Origin of the sequence: Streptomyces sp. NPDC126510, assembly GCF_040302345.1 — a bacterium.
Lineage (GTDB): Bacteria > Actinomycetota > Actinomycetes > Streptomycetales > Streptomycetaceae > Streptomyces.
On record NZ_JBEORR010000007.1, the window covers coordinates 74094 to 85755 of the forward strand.

At 72.5% G+C, this 11662-nt stretch carries 12 protein-coding genes; 7 read left to right on the plus strand and 5 right to left on the minus strand.

All coding sequences use genetic code 11. The features are described from left to right. The 3 genes from ABTX60_RS11360 (at window position 1) to cimA (ending at window position 2839) form a co-directional block, all read left to right on the plus strand. Window positions 1-600: a TetR/AcrR family transcriptional regulator gene (locus ABTX60_RS11360; RefSeq protein ID WP_352096851.1), complete on the plus strand. Its 600-nt coding sequence runs from the start codon at window positions 1-3 to the stop codon at window positions 598-600. Window positions 601-627: 27 nt separating this feature from the next. Beyond that, the gene (locus tag ABTX60_RS11365) at window positions 628-933 is read left to right on the plus strand and encodes a hypothetical protein (protein WP_352096852.1); all 306 of its coding nucleotides are present in this window, start codon (window positions 628-630) and stop codon (window positions 931-933) included. A gap of 301 nt (window positions 934-1234) precedes the next feature. Continuing rightward, window positions 1235-2839, plus strand: a complete 1605-nt coding sequence (cimA, locus tag ABTX60_RS11370) for a citramalate synthase (RefSeq protein ID WP_352096853.1) — start codon at window positions 1235-1237, stop codon at window positions 2837-2839. Window positions 2840-2869: 30 nt separating this feature from the next. On the opposite strand, the gene ABTX60_RS11375 is transcribed toward cimA, so the two are convergent. Continuing rightward, entirely contained in the window at window positions 2870-3556 is a 687-nt protein-coding gene (locus ABTX60_RS11375; protein ID WP_352096854.1) for an SLATT domain-containing protein, read from the minus strand. A 112-nt stretch (window positions 3557-3668) separates the two neighbouring features. Between ABTX60_RS11375 and ABTX60_RS11380 the strand changes: the two genes are divergently transcribed. Continuing rightward, window positions 3669-5024, plus strand: coding sequence for a hypothetical protein (locus tag ABTX60_RS11380; protein ID WP_352096855.1), 1356 nt, complete (start codon window positions 3669-3671; stop codon window positions 5022-5024). A 148-nt stretch (window positions 5025-5172) separates the two neighbouring features. Here the strand turns inward: ABTX60_RS11380 and ABTX60_RS11385 are convergent, their stop codons facing one another. Continuing rightward, window positions 5173-6345 carry a Cmx/CmrA family chloramphenicol efflux MFS transporter gene (locus ABTX60_RS11385; RefSeq protein WP_352096856.1) on the minus strand — a complete coding sequence of 391 codons (1173 nt, stop codon included), beginning with the start codon at window positions 6343-6345 and terminating at the stop codon, window positions 5173-5175. A gap of 167 nt (window positions 6346-6512) precedes the next feature. Beyond that, window positions 6513-7451, minus strand: a complete 939-nt coding sequence (locus ABTX60_RS11390; protein ID WP_352096857.1) for a DMT family transporter — start codon at window positions 7449-7451, stop codon at window positions 6513-6515. A gap of 72 nt (window positions 7452-7523) precedes the next feature. On the opposite strand from ABTX60_RS11390, the gene ABTX60_RS11395 reads away from it, so the two are divergent. Together ABTX60_RS11395 and ABTX60_RS11400 are read left to right on the plus strand one after the other, a co-directional pair. Continuing rightward, complete coding sequence (locus tag ABTX60_RS11395; protein ID WP_352096858.1) at window positions 7524-8108, plus strand: TetR/AcrR family transcriptional regulator; 585 nt, start codon at window positions 7524-7526, stop codon at window positions 8106-8108. Between the two features lie 39 nt (window positions 8109-8147). After that, window positions 8148-8726 carry a YdeI/OmpD-associated family protein gene (locus ABTX60_RS11400; protein WP_352096859.1) on the plus strand — a complete coding sequence of 193 codons (579 nt, stop codon included), beginning with the start codon at window positions 8148-8150 and terminating at the stop codon, window positions 8724-8726. A gap of 55 nt (window positions 8727-8781) precedes the next feature. On the opposite strand, the gene ABTX60_RS11405 is transcribed toward ABTX60_RS11400, so the two are convergent. Both ABTX60_RS11405 and ABTX60_RS11410 read right to left on the minus strand, forming a co-directional pair. Beyond that, a complete protein-coding gene (locus ABTX60_RS11405; RefSeq protein ID WP_352096860.1) occupies window positions 8782-9567 on the minus strand; it encodes a S1 family peptidase in 786 nt (261 codons plus the stop codon). Between the two features lie 220 nt (window positions 9568-9787). Further along, on the minus strand, window positions 9788-10393 hold the full coding sequence (locus tag ABTX60_RS11410; RefSeq protein WP_352096861.1) for a YceI family protein: 606 nt from the start codon (window positions 10391-10393) through the stop codon (window positions 9788-9790). 360 nt (window positions 10394-10753) lie between these two features. On the opposite strand from ABTX60_RS11410, the gene ABTX60_RS11415 reads away from it, so the two are divergent. Then, the gene (locus ABTX60_RS11415) at window positions 10754-11611 is read left to right on the plus strand and encodes an SDR family NAD(P)-dependent oxidoreductase (protein WP_352097031.1); all 858 of its coding nucleotides are present in this window, start codon (window positions 10754-10756) and stop codon (window positions 11609-11611) included. Window positions 11612-11662: the final 51 nt, after the last annotated feature.

Sequence of the window (11662 nt, forward strand, 5' to 3'; positions counted from 1 at the left end):
ATGGCCGGTGGGCGAAGGCAGGCCCCGCCCCGCGAGGACGTCCTCGCCGCCGCCATGGAGATGATCGCCGAGCGCGGCCTGGAGAAGCTCACCATGGCCGCCCTTGGCCGCGAGGTCGGCATGAGCAGCGGCCATCTGCTCTACTACTTCGGGTCCAAGGACGAGTTGCTGCTGCGCACCCTGGAGTGGAGCGAGGGCCGGCTCGGGATCGAGCGGGGGCGTCTGCTGACCCGGACCGCGTCCGCCCGCGAACGCCTCGACGCCTACGTCGACCTGTACGTCCCCGACGGCCACCGCGACCCGCACTGGACGCTGTGGCTGGAGGTCTGGAACCGCTCGCAGAACGCCGATGAGGACGCCCGCGACCGGCAGGCCGCCATCGAGGGCGCCTGGCACCGCGACCTGGTCGCCCTGCTCGCGGAGGGCATCTCGCGGGGCGAGTTCCGCCGCGTCGACCCGGACCGGTTCGCCGCCCGCCTGCGGGCACTGCTGGACGGCTTCGCGATCCACGTGGCGATCGGCCTGCGCGGCACCGACCGGACGCAGATCCTCCGTCACGTGGGCGAGTTCCTCGCCGACAGCCTCCTCGCAGACGGCTGAACGCACGCCCGGGCCGTACCCAATACGGTGGATTGCCCTCCGGCCCGCGGTGATGCTGGCTCGGGGGAGCCCTCGGCGCGGGGCCGGGGGAGCAGCGTCCACGGGGACCCGGGGGACGCGGACCGCACGACCCGGGCGTACGTCCGCGACCTGCGCACCGGACGCGCCACCCTCGCCAGCCCGGACGCGCAGGGCGGCCCGAACGACCAGAGCGTGTCCGCCCCGGTCATCGACCGCGACGGCCGCACCCTCGCCTTCGGCAGCTCCTCACCCGACCTGGTCCCCGGCGACACGTACGACACCTCGCACAGCTACGTCCGTCACCTGAGGTGACCGACCGCATCCTGAGACGGCGGTGAGCGGAGCGCGGGGGGTGTGCCACACTTCCCCCGTGCTCTCGTTCGCCATGATTATTGGCAGCAGGCGCGCCGGTCCGCAGTGACCACCACGTACGACCAGGTACGGGTGGACACCGTCGTCCTAGACCCGCGCGCAGACCTCTCGCACCCGCGAGAGGTTTTTCGCATTTCTGGCCCACCCACAGCCGGAGGCGAGAGCGCGAGGGAGTATGTGAGGGCGGTGGAGCCGGTCATTCCGGTACGACCGAGATCCCATTCTCAGGAGCCTTGAGACCATGACCGAAACCAGCGAGCTCGACGATTCGTTCCACGTCTTCGACACCACCCTGCGCGACGGCGCCCAGCGGGAGGGCATCAACCTCACCGTCGCGGACAAGCTGGCCATCGCACGGCACCTGGACGACTTCGGCGTGGGCTTCATCGAGGGCGGCTGGCCGGGCGCCAACCCCCGGGACACCGAGTTCTTCGCCCGCGCCCAGCAGGAGATCGACTTCCGGCACGCCCAGCTCGTCGCGTTCGGCTCCACCCGCCGCGCCGGCACCACCGCCGACCAGGACCCTCAGGTCAAGGCGCTCCTGGAGTCCGGCGCGCCGGTGATCACGCTCGTCGCCAAGTCGCACGACCGCCATGTCGAGCTCGCGCTGCGCACCACCCTGGACGAGAACCTGGCGATGGTCCGCGACACCGTGTCCTACCTCAAGGAGCAGGGCCGCCGGGTCTTCATCGACTGCGAGCACTTCTTCGACGGCTACCGGGCCAACCCCGAGTACGCCAAGGCGGTCGTCCGTACGGCCTCGGAGGCCGGCGCTGACGTCGTCGTGCTGTGCGACACCAACGGCGGGATGCTCCCGGCCCAGATCCAGGCCGTCGTCTCCACCGTCCTCGCCGACACCGGTGCCCGGCTCGGCATCCACGCCCAGGACGACACCGGCTGCGCGGTCGCCAACACCCTGGCCGCCGTAGACGCCGGCGCGACGCACGTGCAGTGCACGGCCAACGGCTACGGCGAGCGCGTCGGCAACGCCAACCTCTTCCCGGTCGTGGCGGCCCTGGAACTGAAGTACGGCAAGAAGGTCCTGCCCGAGGGCCGTCTGCGGGAGATGACCCGCATCTCGCACGCCATCGCCGAGGTCGTCAACCTCACCCCCTCCACGCACCAGCCCTACGTCGGCCTCTCCGCCTTCGCCCACAAGGCCGGACTCCACGCCTCCGCGATCAAGGTCGACCCGGATCTGTACCAGCACATCGACCCCGAGCTGGTCGGCAACACCATGCGGATGCTGGTCTCCGACATGGCCGGGCGGGCGTCCATCGAGCTCAAGGGCAAGGAGCTCGGCGTCGACCTCGGCGGCGACCGCGAGCTGGTCGGCCGGGTGGTCGAGCGGGTGAAGGAGCGCGAACTGGAGGGCTACACCTACGAGGCCGCCGACGCGAGCTTCGAACTCCTGCTGCGCGCCGAGGTCCAGGGCAGGCCGCTGCGCTACTTCGAGGTCGAGTCCTGGCGGGCCATCGTCGAGGACCGGCCCGACGGCTCCCACGCCAACGAGGCCACGGTCAAGCTGTGGGCCAAGGGTGAGCGCATCGTCGCCACGGCCGAGGGCAACGGCCCGGTCAACGCCCTCGACCGGTCCCTGCGCGTGGGCCTGGAGAAGATCTACCCGCAGCTCGCCAAGCTGGAGCTGGTGGACTACAAGGTCCGCATCCTGGAGGGCAAGCACGGCACCAACTCCACGACCCGCGTGCTGATCTCCACCTCCGACGGCGCGGGCGAGTGGTCGACGGTCGGTGTCGCCGAGAACGTCATCGCCGCGAGCTGGCAGGCCCTGGAGGACGCGTACACCTACGGGCTGCTGCGCGCGGGGGTCGCACCGGCGGAGTAGCCGCGGCCCGGCCGGGTGCCGGGGCGCGTGTCACATCGCCGTGTCCCGGGACCGCGGTCCCGGGACCTCGCCGCCGCGGTCGCGGCCCGGGGTCCGGTCGAGGCGGAAGAGGCCCGCGGTGTGGGAGCGCTGGCCGGTGGCGTTGCTGGTGGAGCGGGTCAGCTCCTCGACGCCGTCGGCCAGATAGCCGACCCACGCCGTGCCCTCGTCCTCGATGATCCGCTGCGCGTCGGTCCGCAGCCGCTCGATCACCCCGAGCAGGGCGGCCTGCTCCTTGTCGCTGGGGGAGTCGGTGGTCCTCAGGTACGCCTGCGCCCAGTCGGACTGCGCCCTCTTGAGGATCTGCTGCAGCGCCATCTCCGCACGGATGTAGCGGGTCCAGGACGCCGAGAACCCGAAGATCCGGTCGAAGAGCACACAGCCCGCACCGCCGGCCAGGAACACGAACCCCCACTCGGGCTGCACGGTCGTGGGCGAGGCCGCGTGCACCAGCGGCGTTATCGTGCCGACGATGCCCAGCAGCGTGGCGAGCGCCCGCAGCGAACGTGACCACAGCGACGGCCCCCGGCGGCGGGCCAGATACCAGCCGATCGCCGACGTCACCTCCGCCTCGGCATGCCGGAACAGCTCCCACAGGAGGTCCGCGCGTGTACGCGACCGGTCCAGCTCGGTCAGTTCGGACACCGTCATGTCCGCAGCCCTGCGTCGTCCGAACATGTTCCGCTCCCGCCCTCCTGGATGGCCAGGGGCATCCTAGGCGCAGCCGCGCCGACAAATCCCTGCCTCGACGGATAACCCTTTCTGTGCCGTTTCGGGTACTTTCGAACATATGAGGGCCGCACTGATGCGTACCGTCGTACGCTTGCTGATCGTGCCGTTCGCCGCCGTACTGGCGGTGCTGATGGCCGGTGCGCCGGGTGCGCACGCGGCCACCGACCTCTCCGAGGTCGCCCGGGAACTGCGCGACAACCCGGTCTACGTCGATCCGGCCGCCTCCGGGCAGCTCGCGGCGTCGGACGCGGAGGCGCTCGCCGACAAGATCAAGGATGCGGACAAGCCCGTCTTCGTGGCGGTCCTCCCGGCCGGCTACCCCACGCAGGACCTCTTCCGGAACCTCCGTACCGAGACCGGCATCGCCGGCCTGTACGGCATCCACCTCGGCGACCGGTTCGACGCCCGCGCCGACAGCTCCGTCATGAGCAGGCAGGCGGTGTCCAACCTCGTCACGGCGGTGCAGGACGCGGGTGACACCAAGGCCCAGCTGAACGACTTCGTCGACGACGCCCTGCGCAACGTGGGCGGTTCGGCGCCGAGCAGCTGGAGCGACGGCTCGGGCACCGACGTGCCGGTCGGCGGCCTGATCACGATCGGCGCCCTGGCCGCGGCAGGCGGCGCGGGCGCCTACGCCGTGGTCCGCCGCAACCGGCGCCGCCACGAGGAGGAACAGCGGGCCGCGCTGGAGAAGCTGCGGGTGGTCGTCGACGAGGACATCACCGCGTTCGGCGAGGAACTCGACCGGCTCGACTTCCATCCCGCGGAGCCGGGCGCCGACGACGCGATGCGCACCGACTACGAGCGTGCCCTGGACTCCTACGAACAGGCCAAGTCCCTCATGGCGGCCGCGACGAAACCGGAGGACGTCCGGGCCGTCACCCAGGCCGTGGAGGACGGCCGGTTCTCCCTGGCCAGGCTCGAGGCCCGCCGCACGGGCGGAGCCCTGCCGGAGCGCCGCCCGCCCTGCTTCTTCGACCCGCGCCACGGCCCCTCCGTCGCCGACGCGACCTGGACGCCGCCGGCCGGCAGCGCCCGCGAGGTCCCCGTCTGCGCGGCCGACGACAGGCGCCTGGCCGAGGGCCGCGACCCGGAGATCCGCGAGGTCGACACCGACCGCGGCCGCCGCCCCTACTGGGAGGCCGGGCCCGCGTACGGCCCCTGGGCCGGCGGCTACTTCGGCGGCGGCCTCCTGCCCGGCCTCCTCGTCGGCACCATGCTCGGCAGCATGATGGCCGGCCCCGCCTACGCGGCCGACTACGGCTCCGGCTACGGCGATTTCGGCGGCTACGAGGGCGGCGACGTCTCCGGCGCGGACTTCGACACCGGTGACTTCGGGGGCGGCTTCGGAGGCGGGGACTTCGGCGGCGGGGGAGACTTCGGTGGTGGAGGGGACTTCGGGGGCGGGTTCTGACGCCGGCGGGAGCCGCAGTGCGGGCAGGCCCTGACCGGAGGGTGAGGTCCACGGTGCTCGGGGCGGCGGGCCTGACCAGGGCCTGAGTTCCACGGCGCTCGGCAGCGGGCCCGGCCCCGGCCATGACCCGAGGCTCGCGTACGCGCGATCAACGCCGTAGCGTCTCCCGCGCCGACGCCCCCTCGCGCCGCCGTGCCGTCACCCCGGCGACCGCGAAGGCCAGCGCCACCAGACCCGCGCTGACCCACACCGGCGCCCGGTACCCGAGCCCCGCTCCGATCACCGCACCTCCGGCCCACGGGCCCACCGCCGCGCCCACGTTGAACGCCGCCGTCGCGAAACCGCCAGCCAGGGTCGGTGCGCCCTGCGCCGCGTACAGCGCCCGGGCGATCAGCGTGGAGCCGACGCCGAAGGACAGGGCGCCCTGGGTGAAGACGAGGGCGAGGGCCAGGGCCGGGTGCCCGGCCCCGAGGGCCAGGGCGCACCAGCCCGCGCCCAGCGCCAGGCCCCCGCCGACGAGGACTGGCAGGGGACGCCGGTCGGCGAGACGCCCCGCGGCCGTCACCCCGAGGAACGCCCCGGTGCCGAACAGGGCCAGGACGCCGGGGACCCAGGCGCTGCCCAACTGCGTCACCTCGGTGACCAGCGGCGCGAGATAGGTGAAGGTGCAGAACGTCGCGCCGTTCACCAGGGCGCCCAGCAGCAGGGTGACGAGCAGCCGGGGGTCGCACAGCGAGCGCAGTTCACCGCGCAGCGCGGGCGGCTCACTCACGGCCGCACCACCCGGCACGGACCGCGCCACCGCGACGAGCGCGGGCAGCGACACCAGCGCCACGGCCCAGAACGCGGCACGCCAGCCCCATAGTTCGCCGAGCAGGGCCCCGGCCGGGACCCCGGCGACACAGGCCAGCGTCACTCCGCCCAGCAGCGTGGACGTGGCCCGCCCCTTCGCATCGGACGGAACCATGCCCACGGCGGCGACCAGGGCGACGGCCAGGAACCCGGCGTTGGCGAGCGCCCCCACCACGCGCGCGGCGAGCAGGACGGCGAAGCTGCCGGTGAGCGCGCCGACGACATGGACGGCGAGGAAGACGACGAGGAACGCCAGCAGGGCGCCCCGCCGCGGCCAGCGCCGCGCGAGCCCCGCCACGAGGGGTGCCCCCACCACCATCCCGGCCGCGAAGGCCGAGGTCAGCGCGCCCGCCGCGGGGACGGACACCCCCAGGTCGCGCGCGATGTCCGGCACCAGCCCGGACAGCATGAACTCGGACGTGCCTTGCGCGAACACGGCAAGGCCCAGCAGAAGAAGAGTGAACGGCATGAAAGAACTCCGCACCGGAGGTCGACGTCGGACACGACAGGTCGGACGGCAAACCGGCAGCGGAGCGGAGCGGGCGGCCTCAGCGGCCCGGCATCGGCGTCACGAACAGCCACCGGAGAGCCGGTGGCCGCACTCTGGACGCCTCGGGGCCGGACATGGACGGCAGGTTAGGCGGGCCCCCGGGACCGGGTCCACCGGTTTTCGCCGGTCTCCCCCCGGGCTGCGGTCAGCGTCGTGTCCCTCCGGCCGCCCCCGCGGTGGACGATCACGACCGCCGCGAGGCAGACGGTGAGCCCGAGAGCGGTCTGCACACCGAACGGCTCCCCGAACATCAGCGCGCCCCAGACCGCGGTGACCGGGGCCATCAGGAACATCAGTGTGTTGACCCTGGTGACGCCGGAACGCTCCAGGATGAGCCAGTACAGCCCGTAGCCGCCGAACGTGGACAGTCCCACGAGCCAGGCGACCGCCACCCAGAAGTCCCCCCGGGCGGGCGGTGCGGCGGTCCCGGTGCCGAGGGCCAGGGCGGAGAAGAGGACCGCGCTGGTGGCGCAGTGGACGGTCAGCGACACCGACGGGGCGACCCGCGAGCGGGACCGGCCCTCCAGGAACGTCGCCGCGACCAGGGACAGCATGCCGAGCAGCGGGACCGCGTACGCCCACCACGCCACATCGCCGCCCGCCGCCGCGTCGGCCAGGGTGACCACGGCGACGCCGCACAGCCCGAGGCCCAGACCGCCCCACTGCCGGCCCGAGACGTACTGTCCCAGCAGCGGCCCCGCCAGGGCTCCCGCGACCAGGGGCTGGACCCCGTCGATCAGGGCCGTCGTACCGCTGGAGACGCCGAGCTGGATGGCGATGTAGACGCTGAGCAGATAGCCGCTCTGTGACAACACGCCGACCACGGCCTGCCGGGCGAGGTCCCGGGCGGTGAGGCCCCGCCAGGCCGCCCGCATCATGACGGCGACGGCCACGAGGACGACGGCCAGCGGCAGGAACCGCCACATCAGGATCGTGAGCGCGGGCGCGCTGCCGGCGCCGAGCTTGGCGCCGATGAAACCGGAACTCCAGCACAGGACGAAGGCGAGGGAGAGGAGGATGTTCACGACATCACAACCAGTAGACAGATCGGTTTACCCGTTCCCGGCTCACTATACAGATCGGTATAGTCGGGTGCCATGGGTACCACCGCACCGACCCCGCGCCGGATCACGATGACGCCCGCCGCCCGCCGGGCCCTGACGGCCGCCACCCGGCTCTTCTACGAGCGCGGCATCCACGCCGTCGGCGTCGACCTCATCGCCGCCGAGGCCGGGGTCACGAAGAAGACGCTCTACGACCGGTTCGGCTCCAAGGAGCAGATCGTCGTGGAGTACCTCGCGGAGCGCGACGAGCGCTGGCGGGCCTTCCTCGCCGAGCGCCTCGACGCGGCGGGCCCGGACCCGCGGGTGCGCGTCCTGACGGTGTTCGACGCCTCGCGCGCCTGGGCGGAGGAGTTCAGTCCCAAGGGATGCAGCATGGTCAACGCCCACGCGGAGATCAGCGACCCCGCCCATCCGGCCCACCCGATCATCACCGGGCAGAAGCGGTGGATGCTCGACCTGTTCACCCGCCTCGCCGCGGAGATCGCGCCCGAAACGGCGGAGGCGACGGCCCGGACGCTGATGCTCCTGCACGAGGGTGCCCTGGTCGCCCATGGCCTCGGTGTCTTCCCCGACGCCATCACCCAGGCGCGCGAAGAGGCCCGCGCGGTGCTCGCGTAGCGGACGGCAACTGTCCTGCTTCCGCCCTACGGTGGCGCCATGACCAGCTCCGAGGACACCGGCCCCCTGTCCTTCGAGGACGCAACCGATCTGGACTCCTGGCTCTCCGCCCACCCGCCGCCGTGTCCCGGCCTCTGGGTCAGGATCGCGAAGAAGGGCTCGGGCATCCCCTCCGCCAGTGCCGCCGACGTCAACGACCTGGCCCTGTGCCACGGGTGGATCACCGGGCAGCGCAAGGGGCTTGACGACGCGTACTACCTGCAGCGGATCACGCCGCGGCGTCCGGGAAGCCTCTGGTCTCTCGTCAACGTCCGGCGGATCGAGGAGCTGACCGCCGCCGGGCGGATGCGGCCCGGCGGGCTCGCGGAGGTGGCGGCCGCGCGGGCGGACGGGCGGTGGGGGGCGGCGTACGCGTCACAGAAGGAGGCCGAGGTCCCCGAGGACCTGGCTGCGGCGCTGGAGCGGAACCCCCGGGCCGCCGCGGCGTTCGCCGCCCTCGGCCGGACGGACCGGTACCTGGCGATGCTCGGCGTGCTGCGGGCCAGGACGGCGCGGAGCCGGGCGGCGCAGGTGGCGGCTGCGGTGCGGAAGCTGGAGTCGGCGGGCCCGGACGGCTGAGCCCCACAGGCCGAACGGGCCCGGCACCCCTCGGCGCCGGGCCCCGGTTCGCGGGTCAGAGGGTCGACGCCGCCGAAGCGATGGCGGAGGCGAAGGTCGAGACCTCCGTGTAGACGCCGGGAGCCTCGGGCCGGGCGCAGCCCTCGCCCCAGCTCACGATGCCGACCTGGATGAAGGCGCCGGCGTTGTCCTTGCGGAACATCGGGCCGCCGGAGTCACCCTGGCAGGTGTCGACACCGCCCGCGTCGAAGCCGGCGCAGATCTCCTCGTTCGCGACGAGGCCGCTGTAGAGGCCGCCGTAGGCCTTGCACGCGGCGTCGCTGACGAACGGCACGGTCGCCTTCAGGAGGTAGCGCTGCTGGGAGCCGCCCTCGCGGTTCGCGCCCCAGCCGGCGACCGTGAAGTCACCGGTGTTGTACTGCGAGGTGGTGGCGATCTTCAGGGTGGGCAGGTTGATGGGCTGGGCGAGCTTGATGAGCGCCCAGTCCTTGCCGGTGCCGTTGTAGCCGGGGGCGCGCAGCACCTTGGTGGAGCGGACCTGGACCCGGCCGCTGGTGGACTGCAGGTCGACGACCCCCGCGGTGGCGGTGATGCCGGTGTTGTTGCCGGAGCTGCCCACGCAGTGCGCGGCCGTGAGCACGATCTGCTGGGTGTAGAGCGCGCCGCCGCAGCCCATGGAGAGCCGGACCATGAACGGGAACTCGCCCTGCGCCGCCCGGGTCCCGCCGACGACGGGCGACGGGGCGGCCTGTGCGGCGGAGACGGGCTGGAGACTGGCGATCGCGAGCGCGGCGGCGCCGAGGGCCGCGCATCTCTTCAGGGCCGTGAGAAGTCTCTTCAACGTGATGCCTTTCGTGGGGGGTTGACTGGGGAGGTGCAACCGAAGCATCAGATTGACGAGTGCATGACAGCAGCAAGGGCAAAAAGAACGTCCATGTGCTGGCATGGACTGGTCAAAATATTTGCTGCTGGATTATGAGAACGCCGACAGTCTCCGCACAAGGGGCGGGAACCGGCCAGACCGGCCCGGCGATGATGCGCCGGGCCGGTCCCCCAGGGGTTCACGCGTTCCTGATGGCCGAGATGTCGAAGTTCAGCTTGATCTTGTCGGAGACGAGGACGCCGCCGGTCTCCAGTGCGGCGTTCCAGGTCAGGCCCCACTCGGAGCGCAGGATCTCCGCCTTGCCCTCGAAGCCGACGCGCTCGTTGCCGAACGGGTCCTTCGCGGCGCCGTTGAACTCGAGGTCGATGGCGAGCGGACGGGTGGTGCCGAGGATCGTCAGGTCGCCGGTGATCCGGTAGTCGTCACCGCCCAGGGCCTCCACTCCGGTGGAGCGGAAGGTCATGGCCGGGAACTCGTCCGTCTTGAAGAAGTCCGCGCTCTTGAGGTGGCCGTCCCGGTCGGCGTTGCCGGTCTCGATGCTGTCCATCACGACGTCGAGGGAGGCCGTCGAGCGCGACGGATCGGTGCCGTCGAGGCGGAGCGTGCCGGTGAAGTCCTGGAAGCCGCCCTTGACGTTCGTGACCATGGCGTGCCGGGCGGTGAAGCCGATCGCCGAGTGTGCGGGGTCGATCGTGTAGTCGCCGGTCAGGGCGGCCAGGTCGGGGTTCACGGCGGCGCTCGTGGCGGCGGCGGTGCGGGCGTCGGTGCGGCTGAAGATACTCATGGTGTACGCCTCCTGTGCGTGATGTTGAATGTTTAACTACTCCAACGGGACCCACCGTAGACCTATTCCGTTCAATGTTCAACATCTTCGGGGAGGGGGTCTCCGCCCCACCCACCGCACCCCTCTCGTTCCGCCGCTTGGCGCAATCGCACGGCCCGCGGGAGTGGACCCGCCGGACGCGGTGCACGGCGGCCCCGAACCGGGTGGGCCAGGGACAGGGGGCCCGCCGGAGCCGGAGCGCCGGGTCTAGGCCGGCACCCGGTGCGGTGGCGGTGTCCGGTGAGACGGGGTTCCGTTTCAAGGGAGCGCATGGAGACAGACGAGACCACGGCGGACGCCCAGTGCAGGGGAGAGCGACTCGTGACACTCACCGGCTCCGGCTCGGCCTACGACCCACCGGCGGATCCCGCCCGGCGCCGCTCCACGGCCCCCGTCCCCGCCCGCGTGCACCAGTACGGGCCACCGCGACGGCTCGACCGGCGCGTGGCCCTGGTCACCGGCGCGTCCTCCGGCATCGGGGCGGCCACGGCCCGGCGATTCGCGATGGACGGCTGGCAGCTGCTTCTCAGCGGACGCGACCGGCGCCGCCTGGAGCAGACGGCGTCCGGGACCACGGCCGTCGTGCTGCCCGCCGACCTCGCCGCCCCGGACGGCCCGCGCCTGCTGGCCCAGTCCGCGCTGCACACCACCGGCCGGATCGACGTCCTGGTCGCCGGGGCGGGCATGGGCTGGGCGGGCCCCTTCTCCGCCATGCCGCACACCGACATCGACCGGGTGCTGACCCTCGACCTCAACGCCACACTGCACCTCGTGCGTGAGGTGCTGCCCTCCATGATCGCCGCCGGGCGGGGGCGTGTGGTGCTGCTCGGCTCGGTCGCGGGCTGCGTGGGCCTGCGGGAGGAGGCGGTGTACTCCGCCGCCAAGGCGGGCCTCGCCGCCTTCGCCGAGGCGCTGCGCCAGGAACTGCGGGGCACGGGCGTCGGCGTCACCTTCGTCGTGCCCGGAGCCGTCGACACCGCCTTTCACACCCGCCGCGGCAGGCCTTACGACGGGACCCGCACCGGTCTCCTCTCGCCGGGCTGCGTGGCCGGCGCGATCTGGGAGGCCGTCCGTCAGAACCGCGACGAGGCCTACGTCCCCACCTGGCTGACCGTCCCGGGCCGCGTCCGCGGTCTCGCACCGGGCCTGTACCGCCGCCTGCTGAACCGCTTCGGTTGACGGGCGCCGGGTTGGTGCCGCTGTCGGGTGAGCTGCTTCGGTTGACGGGCG